This window comes from Thermosediminibacter oceani DSM 16646, assembly GCF_000144645.1.
Classification (GTDB): domain Bacteria; phylum Bacillota; class Thermosediminibacteria; order Thermosediminibacterales; family Thermosediminibacteraceae; genus Thermosediminibacter; species Thermosediminibacter oceani.
On the sequence record NC_014377.1, the window covers coordinates 1,386,649 to 1,405,717 of the forward strand.

The 19,069-nt window shown below is 47.5% G+C and carries 20 protein-coding genes and 1 riboswitch; of the genes, 1 reads left to right on the plus strand and 19 read right to left on the minus strand.

All coding sequences use genetic code 11. The features are described from left to right. Window positions 1-82: 82 nt before the first annotated feature. The 19 genes from cobS to TOCE_RS07240 all read right to left on the minus strand — a co-directional run bounded on the left by cobS (window position 83) and on the right by TOCE_RS07240 (window position 18,720). Window positions 83-820 carry an adenosylcobinamide-GDP ribazoletransferase gene (cobS, locus tag TOCE_RS07150; RefSeq protein ID WP_013276204.1) on the minus strand — a complete coding sequence of 246 codons (738 nt, stop codon included), beginning with the start codon at window positions 818-820 and terminating at the stop codon, window positions 83-85. Between the two features lie 86 nt (window positions 821-906). Then, window positions 907-1,869, minus strand: coding sequence for an adenosylcobinamide-phosphate synthase CbiB (gene cbiB, locus TOCE_RS07155; protein ID WP_013276205.1), 963 nt, complete (start codon window positions 1,867-1,869; stop codon window positions 907-909). A gap of 13 nt (window positions 1,870-1,882) precedes the next feature. Further along, the gene (gene cobD, locus TOCE_RS07160) at window positions 1,883-2,977 is read right to left on the minus strand and encodes a threonine-phosphate decarboxylase CobD (RefSeq protein ID WP_041424146.1); all 1,095 of its coding nucleotides are present in this window, start codon (window positions 2,975-2,977) and stop codon (window positions 1,883-1,885) included. 17 nt (window positions 2,978-2,994) lie between these two features. Then, window positions 2,995-3,897: a GHMP family kinase ATP-binding protein gene (locus tag TOCE_RS07165; RefSeq protein WP_013276207.1), complete on the minus strand. Its 903-nt coding sequence runs from the start codon at window positions 3,895-3,897 to the stop codon at window positions 2,995-2,997. A 28-nt stretch (window positions 3,898-3,925) separates the two neighbouring features. Further along, window positions 3,926-4,483, minus strand: coding sequence for a bifunctional adenosylcobinamide kinase/adenosylcobinamide-phosphate guanylyltransferase (gene cobU / locus TOCE_RS07170; protein WP_013276208.1), 558 nt, complete (start codon window positions 4,481-4,483; stop codon window positions 3,926-3,928). Between the two features lie 25 nt (window positions 4,484-4,508). After that, entirely contained in the window at window positions 4,509-5,555 is a 1,047-nt protein-coding gene (locus TOCE_RS07175; RefSeq protein WP_013276209.1) for a FecCD family ABC transporter permease, read from the minus strand. A gap of 13 nt (window positions 5,556-5,568) precedes the next feature. Continuing rightward, window positions 5,569-6,519, minus strand: a complete 951-nt coding sequence (locus tag TOCE_RS07180; protein ID WP_013276210.1) for an ABC transporter substrate-binding protein — start codon at window positions 6,517-6,519, stop codon at window positions 5,569-5,571. 101 nt (window positions 6,520-6,620) lie between these two features. Further along, window positions 6,621-6,794: riboswitch (cobalamin riboswitch) on the minus strand. Window positions 6,795-6,847: 53 nt separating this feature from the next. Beyond that, window positions 6,848-8,575 carry a phosphoenolpyruvate--protein phosphotransferase gene (gene ptsP, locus TOCE_RS07185; RefSeq protein WP_013276211.1) on the minus strand — a complete coding sequence of 576 codons (1,728 nt, stop codon included), beginning with the start codon at window positions 8,573-8,575 and terminating at the stop codon, window positions 6,848-6,850. A 28-nt stretch (window positions 8,576-8,603) separates the two neighbouring features. Continuing rightward, window positions 8,604-8,918: a hypothetical protein gene (locus tag TOCE_RS07190; protein ID WP_013276212.1), complete on the minus strand. Its 315-nt coding sequence runs from the start codon at window positions 8,916-8,918 to the stop codon at window positions 8,604-8,606. A gap of 105 nt (window positions 8,919-9,023) precedes the next feature. After that, window positions 9,024-10,406, minus strand: coding sequence for a dihydrolipoyl dehydrogenase (gene lpdA / locus TOCE_RS07195; RefSeq protein WP_013276213.1), 1,383 nt, complete (start codon window positions 10,404-10,406; stop codon window positions 9,024-9,026). Between the two features lie 29 nt (window positions 10,407-10,435). Beyond that, the gene (locus tag TOCE_RS07200) at window positions 10,436-11,734 is read right to left on the minus strand and encodes a dihydrolipoamide acetyltransferase family protein (protein ID WP_013276214.1); all 1,299 of its coding nucleotides are present in this window, start codon (window positions 11,732-11,734) and stop codon (window positions 10,436-10,438) included. Between the two features lie 20 nt (window positions 11,735-11,754). Next, window positions 11,755-12,732 (minus strand): alpha-ketoacid dehydrogenase subunit beta, encoded by a 978-nt coding sequence (locus TOCE_RS07205; protein WP_013276215.1) that lies wholly within the window; start codon window positions 12,730-12,732, stop codon window positions 11,755-11,757. Window positions 12,733-12,761: 29 nt separating this feature from the next. Further along, a complete protein-coding gene (gene pdhA, locus TOCE_RS07210) occupies window positions 12,762-13,721 on the minus strand; it encodes a pyruvate dehydrogenase (acetyl-transferring) E1 component subunit alpha (RefSeq protein ID WP_013276216.1) in 960 nt (319 codons plus the stop codon). Between the two features lie 174 nt (window positions 13,722-13,895). Next, a complete protein-coding gene (locus TOCE_RS07215) occupies window positions 13,896-15,188 on the minus strand; it encodes an NAD(P)H-dependent oxidoreductase (protein ID WP_013276217.1) in 1,293 nt (430 codons plus the stop codon). Window positions 15,189-15,251: 63 nt separating this feature from the next. Then, complete coding sequence (locus tag TOCE_RS07220; RefSeq protein WP_013276218.1) at window positions 15,252-15,614, minus strand: PTS glucitol/sorbitol transporter subunit IIA; 363 nt, start codon at window positions 15,612-15,614, stop codon at window positions 15,252-15,254. A 64-nt stretch (window positions 15,615-15,678) separates the two neighbouring features. Continuing rightward, window positions 15,679-16,674: a PTS glucitol/sorbitol transporter subunit IIB gene (srlE, locus tag TOCE_RS07225; protein WP_013276219.1), complete on the minus strand. Its 996-nt coding sequence runs from the start codon at window positions 16,672-16,674 to the stop codon at window positions 15,679-15,681. Window positions 16,675-16,686: 12 nt separating this feature from the next. Next, window positions 16,687-17,211, minus strand: a complete 525-nt coding sequence (srlA, locus tag TOCE_RS07230) for a PTS glucitol/sorbitol transporter subunit IIC (RefSeq protein ID WP_013276220.1) — start codon at window positions 17,209-17,211, stop codon at window positions 16,687-16,689. Between the two features lie 60 nt (window positions 17,212-17,271). Next, window positions 17,272-17,637, minus strand: coding sequence for a transcriptional regulator GutM (locus tag TOCE_RS07235; RefSeq protein WP_013276221.1), 366 nt, complete (start codon window positions 17,635-17,637; stop codon window positions 17,272-17,274). A gap of 126 nt (window positions 17,638-17,763) precedes the next feature. Continuing rightward, entirely contained in the window at window positions 17,764-18,720 is a 957-nt protein-coding gene (locus tag TOCE_RS07240; protein ID WP_013276222.1) for a sugar-binding transcriptional regulator, read from the minus strand. A 165-nt stretch (window positions 18,721-18,885) separates the two neighbouring features. On the opposite strand from TOCE_RS07240, the gene TOCE_RS12315 reads away from it, so the two are divergent. Beyond that, window positions 18,886-19,053, plus strand: coding sequence for a hypothetical protein (locus TOCE_RS12315; RefSeq protein ID WP_013276223.1), 168 nt, complete (start codon window positions 18,886-18,888; stop codon window positions 19,051-19,053). Window positions 19,054-19,069 lie beyond the last annotated feature (16 nt).

The following is a 19,069-nucleotide window of genomic DNA, read 5'->3' on the forward strand; positions in this document are numbered from 1 at the left end:
GCTGGGCTATTTGTATTCCGCCCTTTCAGGAGTGCCCACTCCCAGCCGGCGGTATTTAGGCACTCCTATACCCATCACAAGTTTATAGTCTTCCAAAATAAATCAAATAAATGTAGAGGGCTGCAATTTCACAGAATTCGTTGACGGCGCCGTAAGTATCTCCGGTCATTCCTCCAAGCTGCCTGAATATGTATAGCGAAAATAAAAGGCCCGAAACAAAAGTTAAAAACGCGATTTTTATACCTTCAATTCCTGCTGCTATAAAAACGATCGTTAGAGTGAATAAGGTGGATAAAAAAAACATCATTGATGATTTGTCTTCATTGAAGACTCTACCGATCCCCTTTTCCCGAAGGTAGGGAAAAAAGGTGATGCTATAGGTCATCATCCATCTTGAAATCACCGGAAATATAATTAATAACCTGGTCCTAAACTCCGGAAGTATCGAAAGCATGGCCGAATACTTTAGTAAAAGGAGGAGTACCACACCAATCGCACCGTAGGCCCCCAGGCGGCTGTCTTTCATCACTTCAAGCTTTTTCTCCCTCTCCTTCCCGCAAAAAAGGCCGTCCATAGTATCCGCAAAACCGTCCACGTGCAACCCGCCGGTAACTATCATTTCAAGGGTTACGAGCAAAGCAGCCAGCGCGGGAGCCGGAACGGCCTTTTTTAGAATCAAATCAACGCCCGCCAAGAGGACACCTATAACAGCTCCAACAAACGGGAAAAAAGGCAGGGATCGGGCTATATGTTTTTGATCCAATTCGAAATAAGGCAACGGTATTCTTGTCAGAAACAAAAACGCAGCGTATAATCCCATAAGTAACTTTCACACCTTTTCTAAAATCTTAATTCATTTCCTTTAAAAATCCCCGTTAAAAAAGTTTGTACCGCAAATAAAACTTTTTAAGCTAATATCAAAATAATTATTTCGCCAGTGACCAGCGCCAGAAAAGCGGAGATTATACTGAGCGCCACCGTAACCTTTATGTCTTCCGGCTTTATATCCCTCAACTTCTGACCCATATAAGGACTGAAGTGCAAACTGCCGGAATAAGAGTTCCAGCCTCCCAGGCGGATACCCAGAGCACCCGCTACAGCCGCTTCGGGAATTCCCGCATTAGGGCTTTCATGATTTCCGGCGTCAGAAAGTACCGTCTTAAACCCTCTTTTTGCATCGAGACCAAGGAGCAACGATGCGGTGAGGATTAAAAGCCCCCCCAGTCTTGCGGGAATGAAGTTTAAAAGGTCGTCCATCCTGGCCGAGAACCACCCGAAGTGAATATACCTCTCGTTTTTATATCCTACCATTGAATCAAGGGTACTCGCGGCTTTAAAAGCTAAAGCCAGGGGCCCACCACCGAGAAAGGCGTAAAATATAGGGGAAATGATTCCGTCAACGGTGTTTTCAGCAACCGTCTCGACGGTAGCTCTGCATATCTCTTCCACAGGGAGATCTTGGGTATCCCTGCCGACTATGCCTCCGAGTCGCGCTCTGGCTTCTTGTAGATCCCCCGACCGCAATTTTGCCAGTATTGCAAAAGCTTCATCCGCCAGATTTTTTGTCGCCAGCGATGTGTATATGAGCCATGTGGAGCAGAAAAATCCCAGCCAGTAATTTAATTTATAAGACAAAGCTATTATCGCGTAAGAGGAAATATATACAGTAGGTACAGTGATCAGCCATAGGATAACTCCCGCTGCCTTTAAGCCCGCCGGGGTTTTAAAAGCGCCGTAAAGGATCTTTTCCAAATAGGCAATAAGTTTTCCCGTAAGCACGACGGGATGCGTCGGCCGCCGGGGATCACCCAGGAGCAGGTCCAGGACGAAGGCACAAAGTATAATTATAGCCGTGTGGTATTTATCCATGATAATCCGTCCTCTACTCTAACCCGATTTCTTTGGTTGCTTGTCTTAGTGCTTCCAGCAGGATTTCGTTTGCCCTCCGGTCCTTTACGGCCACTCTAAAGTAAGAATCGTCCAGGAACGCAAAATCGCCGCATTCCCTGATCGCGATACCCCTTCTTAGCAGCTCTCGTGCCAGAAATCCGGCTCCGAATTCAGCCGTTATTTTTACAAGGATGAAATTGGCCGAGGATCTAAAGGGGGTAAAACAGGAAAACTGCCTTAAACCATCCCACAGAAATTCCCTTTCCCGGGAAATATATTCTCTTGTTTTTTCTATGTAGGCCTTATCCTTTAATACCTCGGACCCCACAGCTCCGGCAAAAGTATTTACGTTCCACGGGTCTTTAAGTTTTTCTATTTTCTTAATTAATTCCTCATTGCCTATGGCAAAACCTATCCTCAGGCCCGGCAGCGCAAAAAACTTTGTCAGGGACCTGAGCACGATGACATTCGAACGGCTCACAACTTCAGCGCAAAGGCTCTGGCTTTCCCCTACGAAGTCCATAAAGGCTTCGTCCAGGAGCAAGAAGGCCTTTGCTCTTTCCGTTTCCTCAATAAGGGGTTTTATAACATCTTTTACGACAAGGTAACCGGTAGGGTTGTTGGGGTTGCATACTATCACCAGCGCGCCGGGGCATATCCTGTCTTTTATAGATTCGATAAAATCATAGTCCCAGCAAAAATCATTTTTTGTCATATCCACCAGTTCGGTTTCTATCCGCCTGTTTCGGGATGCAAACGCGTATTCTGTAAACGTCGGCGATGGAATAATCACCTTTGACGGTCTCAGGGCTTCCAGGGTTAGATTTATCAATTCCACGGAACCGTTACCGGGAAGGATGTTTTCGGGTTCTACACCGTAATAAATGGCGGCGGCTTCTCTGAGCTCTACCTGCCCCGGGTCGGGATAATGGACTATTTCATCAATTTTTTCCCATATAATTTGCCTTACTGAATTAGGAAAACCGAGGGGATTGATGTTGGCACTGAAGTCCAGTATCTCCCGTAGATCCAATTTAAACTTTTTACTCACCTCATAAACATTGCCGCCATGGCTTCTCTTTTCCACTTTTTCACCCCCCAGTTTCATAAAATCCGCGGCCCGGAGTTGTCAATAGCGGTTTTTATAACCCTGTATTCTTTTCCGAAGCCGACCATGATTCGCCTCAAGCCTTCAAAAAAACTGCTTTCTGGAGTACGACCCTTTTCGAAAAATACTCCTACCGCCGACCCGCTGTGGGCTACATTAACGCCGACGGCCCCGCACTTCAGACTCAAGTTTATGATATGCTCCAGATGAGGCTTGTAAAGGATCTCCTGGTGAGCTATAGCGCTTTTTATCATAGCCCTTCCCAACAGCCCGATATCCTTTTTTCTAAAAGCCTCTCGAGTCATGTATAAAGCCTCTTCCACCATATTTTCTTTTTTCCTGTTCAATTCTTCCAAATCCCGCCGGCTGTTAAACGACTCAGTATCCACTACTTCTTCCGGATCGATTATGTAAACGTTCATATCGGGCAATTCTCCCAGGCTCTCCCTCCAGGTTCCGTGCAGGTGGTCGAAAATTACAGACCCTCTGTACATTACTCCATCGCTCGGCTCTATGGACAGAGCAATGTCTGCAATCAGATCGGGCGATATAGATTTAGCCAGCGCTCTGGCAGCGGCAAGGCACGCGGCGGTGATATCCGCCGTACTGGAGGATAGCCCCTTCCCCACCGGTATTTGAGATACGATGCGGATATCAAAATCGAGTTCGTGAAAACCAAAATAATCCAACAGCTTTCTTATAGCTTCGCGGGCTTTTTGCCAGTCCCCCGCTCCGTCGGTAGAATTTGCAGTATGTTTTTTTTCGCCAGAGCCCCGTATCAATTCTACCCTGACCGTTGAGTACAGGGATATCGGGCAGGTAATAAGAAAATTGCGGCCGCCTATAGCCCCCTGGACTATCTCGCCGCAGCTTGCGGGACAGCGGGCTTCGCCTACCAATTCTCTCCCTCCTGATAACTTGTGAGAATCACTTCAACTTCATAGGTATGCCCGAAACGAGAAAATATACCTCATCGGCTGCCGCCGCAAGCATCTGATTTATTTCACCGAGAAGGTCCCTGTAAATTCTTCCCAGCGGATACTCCGGCACCAGACCCATCCCTACTTCGTTGGACACGATAATCACTTTCTTTTCCAAAACCCTGGCGGCACTTATCGCGTTTTCAATCTCCTGAAGCAGAGCTTTCCTTAAAGACTCCTGCTGTTCTATTCCTTCGATTTCTGCAGAACAGATCCAATTGGATGTGAAAAGAGCCATACAATCTACGAGCACGGCATCGTATTTTGAAAAATCCGCATCCCCGCATATCTCACTTAAAACCTTGGATAGATGCAGGGGTTCTTCGATAGTCTTCCAGGTTTCGGGTCTTCTTTGCCTGTGTATGGATATTCGATGGGCCATTTCTTCATCCAGCGCCTGGGCGGTAGCTATGTAGACAACTCTAATCCCCGCCTCGCGGGCTAGTTTTTCTGCAAAACGGCTTTTCCCACTGCGGGCTCCTCCGGTGATAAAAACGATACTCAAGTTCGATCATCCCCCGATATCTACTTTACAGCCTGTAATCTCTTTGGTTTTTTTTCAAAAGCAGGTGTAGGAAAAACGGCCCACCAAAGAGGGCCGTTAGAATCCCCACGGGCAGCTCTGTAGGCGCTATAACGATCCTTGAAGCCGTATCGGCGAGCATCAGGTACAGCCCGCCGGCCAGGGCCGACATCGGATAGAGCTTACGGTGATCGGGGCCTACCAGCATTCTTATTATATGAGGGATAATGAGTCCCACGAAACCGATGATGCCGCACACTGCAACGGCGGAAGCGGTCAACAACGATCCGGCGGCTAGGCTCAATTTTTTAAGCAGTTCTACGTCGACCCCGGTGAAAAAGGCCGTGTCCTCGCCCAGCTGAAGTATGTTGAGCGACCTTAAATTCCACATGCCCAGGAGAAATCCCAGAATGCCGTAGGGAAGATTCATGTAAACCTCCTTCCATCCCTGAGAGGAAAAACTCCCAAGCATCCAGAAATAAATATGCTGGAGCTTTTGGCCGCTGAAATACATCAGAAAGGACACCACGGCGGAAATGAAACTGCTTATCGCGATACCGGCAAGCAGGAGGGTGTGAGAACTGGTCCTTCCGCCGATCCCGGCAATGACGTAGACGATGATTACAGTTAAGAAGGCCCCGAGGAAGGCAAAAGCGGGCACGGACCCCATGCCCATAACCTTCACTCCCTGAAACAGCAAAATGGCAAGGGATGCACCCAGTGAAGCACCGGCGGAAGCGCCGATAATATAAGGGTCGGCTAAAGGGTTGCGAAATATGCCCTGATAGATGACCCCGGCTGCGGAAAGTTCCGCTCCTATGAGAAAAGCCAGTATTATCCTCGGAAGCCGCAGGTTCAAAATTATTACTTCCTGAGAAGACGACCAGTCGGAAACCACTCCGGCACCGATACCGGGAATTTGACTCGCTATTATCTTTAAGATCTTTGACAGCGGTACGTTTACCGCTCCCGTTCCCAGCGATACGAAACTTGCGAGAAGTATCAATACCAGCAGCAGGGCGTATATTTTCGTAGTCTTGTTTTTTAGGTCCATCCTATAACCACCGTCAATCTTTAAAAATTTCGGGGTGAATTATCTTAGCAAGCTGCTCCAGACCGTCGACGAGCCTTGGGGTGGGGAGCTGGAGTATGTCTTCATCCACGTAAAAAACTTTGCCTTCTTTGACGGCTTTTATATTTTTCCAACCGGGGCGGTTACTTATATCTTGTTCTGATGATTGACCGTTATTGCCATGATAGGAATATATAATTATATCCGGATTTTTAGCGATTACCATTTCCTGGCTGTACTCGGGATATTCTTTCTCCGCATCAGCGGCAATATTCCGCCCCCCGGCTTTCTCTATAAGATCGTGCACGAAAGTTCCGGGCCCTGCAGTTGTGATGGGCGAATGCCATAGTTCGTAAAAGACTTGAGGCCTTTTATCGGTAGGGATTGAAGAGACCCGGTCCTCAACGGCTTTTATTCTATTTTTAAGACCGGACACCAGTTCCTCGGCCTGCTGGACCTTGTTCGTCGCTCTTCCGATAAGCTCTATGGCGCCAAAGATCTCGTCGATGTTCTTAGGATTTAGAACAATTACCGGGATGTTTAGTTCTTCCAGTTTTGTTACCGGTTTTTCATGCATGCTGGTAGCGATAACCAGGTCGGGTTTGAGTGATATAACCTTTTCCATATTCGGGTCGGCAAAACCGCCTATTTTTTCCTTTTTCTTTGCCTCTTCGGGATAATCACAGTAATCGGTAACGCCAACGACTTTATCGCCTAAGCTCAGGGCAAAAAGGATTTCGGTATTGCTCGGAGCGAGCGACACGATTCGTTCCGGTTCCTTTTCAATGACAACCTCTCTTCCCATCTGGTCCTTTATTTTTACCGGGTATGTATTTTGGTCGTTATGATTGGGGTCCGCTTGGTTTTTCGCACCGCACGCGGTTAATGAAGCTAGTATCACCACAATGAGGATCGCGGGAATTATTCTTTTGAATTTTAGTTTCATTTTGAAACCTCCTTTTATTTTAAAAAAACTATAACCCAGCCTTCATCACTTAAGGCTGGGCAAACTACCTTCGTAAAGTACTCACCCCTTCCTCGAAGGCTTCGTACCGCGGCCGACGGGCAGGTCTCCTGGCTACCGGATCATCTTCCCTGCGCCTTCCCAGGATTTCTCCCAGTGGCTCAGCAGTTTATCCCCGGTTACAGTGGCGGGACCGCTCAGGATTTGCACCTGATTCCCTATTAAACCCCAAGGGTACCTGTCGGCGGTATAAACTTTTTTTTACTTTCTTATTAATATTATACTTTAAAATTTTAGCCTAGACAAGCTATTAATTTTCTTTTTCTTCAAGGACCTCATGCAGCATTTTCTTGATTTCATCGGCGCTTTCCATCTCAAGGGCTTTCGCTGCGATTTGCTTTGCCTGGTCGTACGTCAATGACCTTATTACTTTCTTAACCTGCGATATCGAAGTGGCGCTCATGGAAAATTCGTCAAGGCCCAGACCTAGCAGGATAGGAGCGGCGAGGGGGTCTCCCGCCATTTCTCCGCACATGCCCGTCCATTTTCCCGCCTTATGGGATGCGTCGATGACGTTTTTTATCAGCCTAAGCACGGCAGGGTGGAAGGGTTCGTAAAGGTGGGCTATTTTCTCGTTCATCCTGTCCACCGCAAGGGTGTACTGAATCAGATCATTGGTGCCTATGCTGAAGAAATCCACTTCCTTAGCAAGTATATCAGCGATAACGGCGGCCGAAGGAATCTCGACCATTATGCCGACTTCCAGGTTTTCATCGAACGGCACACCCTCCTGCCTGAGCTCGTTTTTAGCCTCTTCTAAAATCGCGTTAGCTTTTCTTATCTCATCAATACCCGATATCATAGGGTACATAATTTTGATATTACCGTAATGGCTGGCCCTTAGGATAGCCCTCAACTGGATTTTTAGGATGTGAGGTCTATCCAGGCACATCCGGATCGCACGCCATCCCAGGAAGGGGTTCAGTTCTTCCGGCATGTCAAGGCTGGGCAGCTTTTTATCTCCGCCGATGTCAAGGGTCCTTATTATAACAGGCCTGGGGTTCATCGCCTCGGCTACCTGTTTGTAAGCCTGGAATTGCTCCTCCTCATCGGGGAGGTTTTCCCTGTCCATATACAGAAATTCTGTCCGGTAAAGGCCTATACCCTCAGCTCCGTTTTCCAGCGCGCCCCTGACATCCTTCGGAGTTCCGATATTTGCTGAAAGTTCGACCCTTCTAGCACCGTCTCTGGTCTCAGCCGGAAGATCCCTTAGCTTTTTCAGTTCTTCCCTGTATCTGATGTAATCTAATCTCAGGGCATGATACCGCCGCAGGGTCTCCTCATCGGGGTTCACGTAGACAATGCCCTTGTTGCCGTCGATTATTACAGTATCACCGTCATTGACCTCTTTCGAAAGGAATCCCAGGCCGACGACAGCCGGTATCTCTAACGACCTTGCCATGATCGCCGTATGAGACGTTCTGCCTCCCATATCAGTCGCAAAGGCCTTCACCTTTTCTTTATCCATCTGGGCGGTATCAGAGGGAGTTAGATCCTTCGCAACCACAATTACATCTTCGCTTAAATCCGCAAGGGATTGGATCGGAACGCCCAGTATATTTTTTAAAATCCTGTCACCCACATCTTTTATATCTGCAGCCCGCTCCTTAAGATATTCGTCCTCCATGTTTTCAAACATGCCCACGTACTTTTCAACCACTTGGTGTACCGCGTTATCCGCGGTTATCCTCTCGCTTTTTATTTTCTCTCTTATCTCATCGAGAAAAATCGGATCGTCCAGTACCATGATGTGGGCCTCGAAAATCTGCGCTTTATCCGGTCCGAGCTCTTTTTCAGCCTTTTCCTTTACCCTCAGCAGCTGTTCTCTCGATTTTGCCAGCGCTCCCTCCAACCTGTCTATTTCTGCGGGTATATCATCTTCGGTGATACTAGTGACCCTTATGACTATCTCGCTCTCTTTGAGCACAAAAGCTTTTCCGATTTCGATACCTGGCGAAGCCGCGATGCCTTGATACATTTTACCCCTCCGTTTAATATATTTAATTTTAATCTTTTTTTAATATATCCTCTACTTCTTTGACAATCCTGTATGGCTTTGTAATTATCCTTATCGGCAGCGAAAGTATAAACTTGGTTATATCCTTTTCCAGTTCTCTAGTCATGCGGTAGGGTTTGGTGAGGATTCTCTCAATAAATTCGGCTGCATAATTTTCTAGGAGTTTTTCCCGCTTAATCTCGATTTCGTTCCCGCACTCTTCGCATTTAATACTTTTTAAGATTTTCCCCACGTAAGTGACCACGTGGGGCGTGTCCTTATTGCAATGAAGGCAAAAGAGTTCGGCCTCCATCTTAGAGGTCATGGGGCAACTCCTTCCCTCAGATTTTAATACTAAGCAGTTTTTTTATACTATACCTCGAAAATTAAAAAATATCAATATTGATTTCAATCACATCATTGATTTCAATCACATCTTGTGAATCGGCGTTCCCAAAAGGTCCATAGCAGCTTCCATAATGGTCTCGGACAGGGTCGGATGGGCATGAATGGTATCCGCCAGCTCTTGTGCGGTGCATTCAAGTCTTATAGCCAGCGCAGCTTCAGCGATTAACTCGGTGGCTCCCGGCCCTATAATGTGGACCCCCAGTATCTCGTTCCACCTGGAATCGGCGACAATTTTAACGAACCCGAGGCTTTCTCCCAATGTCAAAGCCCTTCCGCTGGCAACAAACGGAAACCTGCCTACCCTGATGTCATCCCCGTAAATTTCCCTTGCCTCCGACTCCGTCAGCCCTACATAGGCTATTTCGGGGTTTGTAAAAATACAGCTGGGTACTGCTCTGTAGTCCATTCTTTTATTTTCACCGAGGGCGTTGGAAGCTGCTACGATACCCTGATGAGCCGCCACATGAGCCAGCTGAAATTTCCCCGTAATATCCCCAACGGCATACACATTTTTCAGGCTGGTCCTCATAAAATCATCTACAATGACCCCGCTTTTGTCTAGGTCTATATTCAAATCCTCAAAAGCTTCCAGGTCCGGTTTCCTTCCGACGGCAACCAGCACCTTTTCCACTGCAATGGAACGGGGCCCGTCAGGCGTAATTATGTTCACTTTTAAAAGGTCTTTTTCCTTTTCGACGGACTCCACGCGGGTTCCGGTGAGGACCTTTATCCCTTTGCTTTGCAAAACCTTTTTGATTTCGGAGGAAATTTCTTCGTCTGCCCGGGGCAGTATCCGCGGAAGGAGTTCCACGACGGTTACGTTGGAACCAATGGAACCGTATATGCACGCCATTTCGACGCCTATTACTCCCCCGCCGATTACGAGCATTGAATCGGGTATTTTGCTTAAGGCGAGGGCTTCTTCACTGGTGATAACACCCGGAAGGTCGTGCCCTGGAAAAGGAATAACAGCCGGTTTTGAACCGGTAGCCAGGATTATGTTTTCCGCCGTTATCACCTGTTGACCTCCGGAGTAATATATTCTTATTCTCCTCTCATCTTCTAGCTTCGCCTCGCCTCTGAAAACCGATACGCCGTTGGCTTTTAACAGGTTTTCAACGCCCTTGCCGAGGGTTCTTACTATAGAGTCTTTTTGGCCCTGGGCAAGCTGCCAGTCAATCTTAACGTTTTCGGCCAGAATACCGAAATTCTTAGCATTTCCCAGACTTTGATAAATTTGGGCGCAGTGGCTTAGAGCTTTGGTGGGTATGCAACCTCGGTTAAGACAGGTCCCACCCAGGTCCCTTTTCTCTACAAGCCCCACTCTTGCCCCTTTTTTAGCAGCGTATATAGCAGACACATAACCCCCGGGGCCTCCCCCAATGACAACAATATCGTAGTGCACGACAACCAGCTCCTCTTGTAAACTTGGTATTATAGTAACATTTCAACAGGGTCCTCCAGCAGTTGTTTTATCCTGCGCAGGAATTTAGCCCCCAGGGCACCGTCTATCACCCTGTGGTCGCAGGACAGGGTTAGCTTCATCATGGGCCTCACGACTATTTCGTCTTCTACTACCACAGGCTTTTTCACGATCTTGCCTACTGCCAAAATTGCACTTTCCGGTGCATTTATTATAGCTGAAAATTCTTCTATATCGAACATTCCGAGATTTGAGATGGTGAAAGTTCCATCGAGGTAATCATCGGGCATCAGCTTGCCTTCTCTGGCTTTCTTTATTAATTCCGCCGTCTCTTTGGATATCTGAACAAGACCCTTTTTATCGGCATCCCTTATCACAGGGACTATCAGCCCATCATCCAGGGCCACCGCCAATCCGATATTTATGCGGTTTTTTACGACAATTCCCTCTTCCCCCGCGCTGCTGTTTACCAGAGGATGCTCCACTAAAGCCCTGGCGGCCGCCTTTATGAGAATGTCGTTTATCGATAATTTCACACCGTTTAGTTCCTGAATCTTCGGCGCAAGTTTTTCCCGGAGTTCCAGAGCCTTACCCATGTCAACTTCCAGTGTGAGGTAAAAGTGAGGAACTTGTGCCTTGGTCTTTACCATTTTGTCGGAAATTATCTTTCTCATTCCGGCCCAGGGAATTACTCTGTATTCTTCCCGCGGTTCAACCGAAGCCAGCTTCAGGGCTTCCAAAACGTCCTGCTTTGTGATTCTCTCGCCTTCCAGCTTGCCGATTCGGGACAGGTCTACTCCCTTTTCTTCTGCAATTTTTCTGGCTACTGGTGTTGCCTTAACCTTCCTGGATTCTATATATTCTAGTACATCCCTTTCAACTACGCGGCCATCCGGCCCGGTGGGGGTTACCGATTTCAAATCTATGCCGTATTCTCTAGCTACCCTTTTTGCCGCTGGAGATGCTTTTACTTTTTCGCTGGGTGGCGGTGCGGGTGCCGGGCGTTCAGGTTCCACACCAGCTTGTTTTACCTCAACCCCTGTGTTCTTCCCTATTTCCGGAAGGGGCTCGGTTTCTGCGCCGATTATCGCTATTTCTTGACCCACAGCCACTACCGACCCTTCCGGGGCCAAGATCTTCCTTAAAATCCCCGAGGCCGGCGCCTCTTCCTCCAGGTTCACCTTGTCGGTCTGTATTTCCAGCAGGGGTTCACCCTGCTTTACCTCTTCCCCCTCTTTTTTCAGCCATTTTACTATCGTACCTTCCGTCATTGTAAGACCCAGTTTGGGCATTCTTACTATCTCAGCCATTTTATCACTCCTTGATCGAATTATCTCAACAATTCTCTAACTGCTTCAACAATGTTTTCCACCTGAGGAACAGCATGTCTTTCCAGATTTGGGTTATAGGGTATTGGAATATCAAGTCCCGCCAGTCTCTTGACCGGTGCATCCAGGTAATCGAAAGCCTCGCTTCCCGCTATGCCTGCCGCTACTTCTGCACCCCAACCGAAGCTCATGGGGTCATCCTCCACTATCAAAACCCTGCCGGTCTTTTTGACCGAATCGATTATAGTGCGCATATCCAGGGGTTTTAATGTTCTGGGATCTATAACCTCCACGTCTATTCCTTCCTTTTCCAGCTCCTTAGCCGCCTCGAGGGCTCTAATAACCATTATGGAACCGGCAACTATAGTGATGTCCCGCCCTTTTCGCTTTACATCAGCTTTACCGAGGGGCAGTACATAATCTTCATCGGGTACCTCGCCCTTTACCCTGTATAGCAATTTGTGCTCGGCAAATACCACGGGGTTGTCATCCCTTATTGCGGCCTTAATGAGCCCTTTTACGTCGTAGGGTGTGGAAGGTATAACCACTTTCAAACCCGGGAAATGGGCGAACACACCCGGAAAACTCTGGGAGTGCTGAGCGGCCGCACCGGTACCGCTGCCCATCGGAGCACGTACCACCATCGGCACTTTAGCCTTGCCGCCGAACATATACCGAATTTTAGCACCCTGGTTGATCAGCTGATCCATGGCAAGGGTTAAAAAGTCGAAAAACATGATTTCAGCAATAGGCCTCATGCCGGATAAGGCTGCCCCAACCGCCATACCGACGATCGCCTGCTCCGATATGGGTGTATCTATAACTCGTTCTTCACCGAATTCGTCTATCAGCCCCCTGGTAACCCCGAAGGCTCCACCGTAGATACCTATATCTTCTCCGAGCAGGAATACGCTCTCGTCCCTCTGCATCTCTTCCCTTAAGCCTTCCCGCAGGGCGTCTATATAAAGTTTTTCAGCCATTACATGTCTCCTCCCTTTCTCCATAAAATTCATGCGTATACTCCGTCGGCAATATCTTCTAAAGAAGGTTCCGGGCTGTTCTTGGCGTATTCTATCGCGTCCTGAATCTCCCTTTCCACTTCTTTTTCTATTCTATCGAGTTCTTCTTCGGTGGCTATTTTTTCCTCCACCAGTTTTAGCCTGTAACGTTTGATGGGGCATTTTTGCTTCCACTCTTCTATTTCCTCTTTTGTCCTGTAAACATTGGCATCGCTCTTGGAATGTCCTAGCCACCGGTAAGTTTTGGCTTCTATAAGAGAAGGCCCTTCGCCCCTTCTGGCCCTTTCCACCGCCTTTTTTACCACGTGGTAGACCGCTTCCACGTCGTTGCCGTCAACAATTTCCCCGGGCATGTCGTACGCTGCCGCCCGGTCGGCAACATTTTTTACCGCGGTAGACCTGCTGAAAGCTACGGACATGCCGTAAAGATTGTTCTCGCATAAATACACCACAGGAAGTCTCCACAGGGAGGCTATATTTAAAGACTCATGGAAAACTCCCTGGTTGTTGGCCCCATCGCCAAAAAAGCACAGTGTAACTTTGCCGTCTTTTTTCATCTTGGATGCCAGCGCCGCACCCGTCGCTATGGGTACCCCACCTCCAACTATACCGTTAGCCCCAAGATTGCCGGTCTCGATATCGGCTATATGCATGGAACCGCCTCTGCCCCTGCAGTATCCGGTTTCTCTTCCCAGGAGCTCGGCAAACATCTGGGGGAGCCTGCCTCCTTTCGCGATGCAGTGACCGTGACCCCTATGGGTACTGGTAATCATATCGTCAGCTTCCAGCGCTGCAATCGCTCCCACAGCAGTAGCTTCTTCACCAACAGAAAGATGGCATGTACCCCAGATCATATTGGCCTTGAACAGCCTGTCGACTTCCAGCTCAAAACGCCTTATCTCGTACATTTTCCTGTACATCCATAGCCTCTTTTCTTTTGTTAAATCCATCACATTACCACCTCTCGTTTATTTTAATAATTCCGTTTAGCAGGTAACCGGGTTCTGTATTTACAAATGTTATATGATTATATCATATGCTTATATTATGCAATTTTTATGCCGCCTCTTTTGGGGATAATATGAAGGGGCTTTAGCCCCCTCAGTACCGATCTACATTTTATATCAGCCTATCAACTTTTCCTGCATTCTCCGCAGCTGTAAAATGAGTGAATTTTCATCTAGCTTCACCGCGTCGTAGGTTATTACCTCGCCCTTTTTCACATCCTTCGTCATAACTACATTATTATTTACAAGCCCTATGGGCAGGGCGTTCTCTCTTTTAGCATTTTCATAGGTATCTATTACGCCGTAAACCGTAAAACCACCTATACCATCAAGATGTTCCCCAGCTTTCAAATCTTTCTTTGCTACCGCTATAGTCTCGGACACCGGAGCACCCTTTGGAGCTATAGTTGGCTCTCCGTAAATGTACGCCCTAGCTGCGGAAAGGGGCGTCTCTATGCTCGTCAGGTGGTAGGGACGGTAAAATACGTAGTTGGGGCCTTCGCCCATGGAAAGATAGGCCATTTCTTCCCGGACGGCTTCCAGCTTAGTGGTAACTATCACGAAAACGCCGGGCGCAACACCGTTTACGTATTCCACGACCTGGTATCTGTCCAGAATTCCTCCTTCTTCTTTAAGTCTGAAGATCTCTGGTAATTCTTTCACGGTGGCTTTCGGGCCGATTAACCCCCGCCTGGTGGGAAGGAAACCGGTGGCGTTGGACACGGCGGTAAGCTCCACCATAGTCTTGGTGCCGTCTTTGAAAGACGCCAGCATTTTCGGATTCATATTCTTTTTCATGGCTTCTTCCATTACAGAGTCGGGATTGGCTTCCAGATCCAGGGGATTGTTTTTTCCCTTACCGGCAACTAATATCTCAAACCCCATTGCATCGGCAAAATCGTAAAGTTCCTTTATTGCCCCGGGTTCATCGCCGGCAGAAACAGTGTATACCACTCCCGCACTATCTGCCATCTTCTTTAATATCGGTCCAACCGTTACGTCGGTTTCCACGTTTAACATGACAATATGCTTGCCGTTGTATATCGAATCGAGAGCGATATGGGCACCGGCCTCCGGCACTCCCGTGGCATCAATCACCACATCGATGGGTATAGCTTTCGTTATTGCGCCAAAATCTTCGGTTACTGCGTATTTACCCCGTCCCAGAGCTTCTTCCACCTCCGAGGGGGTTTTGGCCGTAAGGATGTCGTCGGGGGCTACGCCGGCCAGGGTATATGCTCTCCTGGCTTCCTCTAGCTTTCTGTCACAGATTGCCGCCACCCTGATACCTTTCATACAAAATATCTGGCTTACCATTCCACGGCCCATCTGACCGGCACCTATTAAGCCTACGTTGATTTTTTTCCCGCTAGCATCTAATTCCCTCAGCTTTGAATTCAAATTAAGCATAGCCATCCCCTTTCTTTTTTACAAATCTTTCCTTCATTATGTTAACATTTATCAAGATCACCATCAATAACCTTGTATCAATATTTCCTCTCCCACTTTGGGCATAGGTATCTGTTTTTCCTCCAGGTGGATATTCCCCGGCAGTTCCGGAGTCGTCTTGCCGTCGAATTTGAGGCAGACGTGACCGATTTTTGCCAAATTTTTATTGGCTACATCACCGACGGCCGTCACTTTGAAACTTACCCGCCCAAGATAAAGTACGTCGCCGGGCACCACATCTTCCATCAGTTTCCTGCCCCTGTGAACCACCGATATTTCCCGCAATTCCTGCGGGGCGCTCTCGTCAAATAATATGATCATCTTCTGCTCTATGAATTCTTCTACCATATCCCCTATTGCAGTGACCACCGCTTCGAATTTTTTCATCATTATCCTTCCTTTCTGACAGAGACTATGGCGCCTGAAGGCGCCATTTTGCATAAACTATTAATTATACGTAAAGTCCGAAACTAAAGAGGTATGCTATTAAGACCGCTATGGGACCTGTAATCAGCCGGGAAATCAGGATGGCGCCTACGCCTATCTCAACTGTCTCGGGTTCTGCCTCCCCAAGGCTCAGGCCTACGGGTATGAAATCGCATCCTACCTGAGGATTGATGGCAAATAGCGCCGGAAGCGCGTACTGAGGAGGTACATTGCCCTTTCCAATTTCCACACCCACCAGCACGCCGACAACTTGAGCTATTACGGCACCCGGCCCCAGCAGAGGTGAAAGCACAGGTAGAGCACATATAACCGAAATGATGAGAAGCCCTGGCAGGGTACCGGCCATCGGAGAGATTACGTTGGCTATCCAGTTTCCTACCCCCGACTTCAGGATTATTCCGATCAGGGTAGCCACAAAAGCCATAAAGGGGAGAATGTTCTTGATTATCTGCTCTATGGTCTCGCGGCCGGCCTGATACATGACGCCTACAACTCCGCCCATTCCCCGGCCTATTTTTTCAATGAAGCCAATTTGCCTACTGTTGCTGCTGGTTTTCTGGGGTTTTTCTGCACCGGCTCCGGTAGATTCAGGTGCGGTTTCACGGCGGGGCACATAACCCGTCGCTTCATCGGAAACCGTGGTTATATTTTCCACCTTAACCCCGGAGACGTATATATCTGCTGAAATATACTGCGCCAGGGGACCTGCCTGTCCCACCGGGGTGAGGTTTATAGTGGGAATCCGTTTTTTGGGATAAACGCCGCATCGGGCGGTACCGCCGCAGTCGATGACCACGCAGCAGATCTGCTGTTCGGGTACCGAAGATTTGAAGCCGTCCACCGCCACGCCGCCGGTAAGCTCCGCAATTTTTCGCGTTACCGGATCGATACCACCCCCGGTTATGGATACAATCTTGTCCCGGCCTTCTTCGGGCTTTATTATCAAAGGCCCGCCCCATCCCCCGGGGCCCTTTTCAACTTTTACAGCCCTATAACTCATTCCACAGCCCTCCTATGCACGCTCTCTCTGTCGCATCATCCTGACGGTCAGCCTCTCCGTCACTAAGCCGCGTATAAAGATCACTATGACACCAACTAGAAAGTATCTGACGGCCAGCTCCCCAAGTGGTAATCCGAGTTGCTGAATTCCCTGGGCAATGCCCATGTATACGAAAAGCTCCGCCGGATTGGCGTGAGGGAAAAGACCGGTAATAGGGTGAACGAAGGAAACCGCCGCATCGTAAAAGGCAGGTTTGTATTTTTCCGGGAGAAATCTCCCGAAGGTATAAGCCATGGGATTGGTGAGGAAGAACACGGCCATTACCGGCATTACAGTATATCTGAGCAGGGTGTATTTCCCTGCAGCCTGAGCAAGACGGTTTATCCTCTCCTGGCCTACGAGTTTAATAAAAGCATTTACGGCGGTCATCAAAGTAATCAGCGTGGGTAAAATGCCGCCGGCAAGGCTTAAAAACACCTTACCGCCTTCCTGGAAAAGACCTATAAAACTCTGGGCAAAGTTGGCCAAAACGTCCACGAAATATTCACCTCCATAAGATTAAATCGGATTAAAAAAAATATCACCTCCGATGTTTTTTCATAGATTTTTCTCTTGCAGCATTTTGACTGCATTTTCAACGGCTTTTTTGAAACCCTCATCCTTGTCATTCAGCACGTAAGGCACTTCCTGTAAATACAGGCCTTTCATTTCCTTAATTTCTTTAAACCTTGCGAAGACAGTCATCCCGCTCATCCTGTAAGCCTCAAGGATCTTTCCTGTTTTGTCGGCTGCAATCAGCACGATGTTCCCGGGTGTCATCTTACCTTTAGCACTGCCGATTCCTACCCGGCCAACTTTTTTTAGTTGTTTTATTTTCTCCTGCAGGTTTTTAATCTGAAAATAGGTAAAAATTCCCTGTAGTATCCACATTAATCCTATTATTCCCAATATCTTAACCCACATACACAACCTCTTAATCATTTGTTCAATATTTTATCATATGTTCTTAATTTAAGATAGCATAAATAAATTTTAATGTCAATAATTGTGATAATTGTCACATATCTTAAAGCATATAAAAAAAAGACTCTAAATTTGAGTCTTTTTTGAATTCACCATTAAAAACTGCCCGGTTTTTTCGTCGGTAATGAGAACATCCAGATAATGACCCCTTAAAGCTGCAAGAATTGCTTTACGTTTTTCATGACCTCCCGCAACCCCGATCACAAGGGGAATCTCTTTCAATTTTTTCAGAGATATGGCTATTACCCTCTCGTTTAATTCCGGACAGCACGGATTCCCATGTTCGTCTATAAAGCGCGAGCATAGGTCACAACAGACACCGGACCTTTTTAGATCTTCGAGCTCTCTTTCCGAAAAGTAACCCGTTTCCAGCATGGTGGACTCGGCGCCAAAAGGAGACCCTATCCCAATCAGTGCTATATCGACCCGTTCGGCCATTTCCAGAACCTGCCTTATATTGCTGTCGGAAAGAAGGGTGTTTTTAACTTCCACACTATCTACCAATGCTGGGGCGTGAAGGAGTTGCCAGCGGCCGCTAAAACATCGGGCTAAATTCATCACTATTTGGTTAGAATGAAGGTCGATTCTGGTCTGGCCTACCCCTCCGACCAGGGGAATAAAAGTGGCATCCAGCTCGGGGGCGTTTTTGATATATTCGGGCACATAAGCCAGCGTAGTCCCCCACGAAACACCTACAAGACTTTTATCCTTTAGAGTCCTAACCAGAAAGCCAGCCGCCGCTTCTGCCAGGTATCTTTTAAGTCCCTCTCCTTCATCGTAAGGGGTTATAATTACCTCCTTTAAATTAAAACATTTCTCGAGGGTATCCTCAAGCTTGGCGAAACTCCCTTCGTAATTTATCTTTATCTCAACTATTCCCTCTTCCCGAGCCTTTTGCAATAACCTTGAAACCGAGGGTCTTGATATACCGAGCTTGTCGGCTATCTCTTGCTGGGTTTTATTCTCATCGTAGTACATATGAGCTATTTTGATCAAAAGCCTTCTATCTTTCGTGACGTTCAAAAAAGTCACCCTCTTTTAATCGATTGTTTACATCTTAAGAATATGTGCAATTTATTATAACCACTTTTATTTTGGTATGTCAATAATAGGCAGAAAATGACTCAATAATTTTTTAGTAAGAAACCAATAATAATAAAAATTCACCTTAAAGGAGGTCGTTTTCCAATGGCCATTCAAAACAAAGATACGGGTAAAAAAGAAAAAGGCAGAGTAAAGGAGGAGATAGCTCCGGAGCTCGCTGTTCGAAAAGAGGATCTTAACAGGATCCGCGGACTTAGAAAGGTGGTGGACCCCGAGCGAGGACCGGAAAACAAAAAAAGCCCGCATTCTTAATCGGAATACGGGCTTA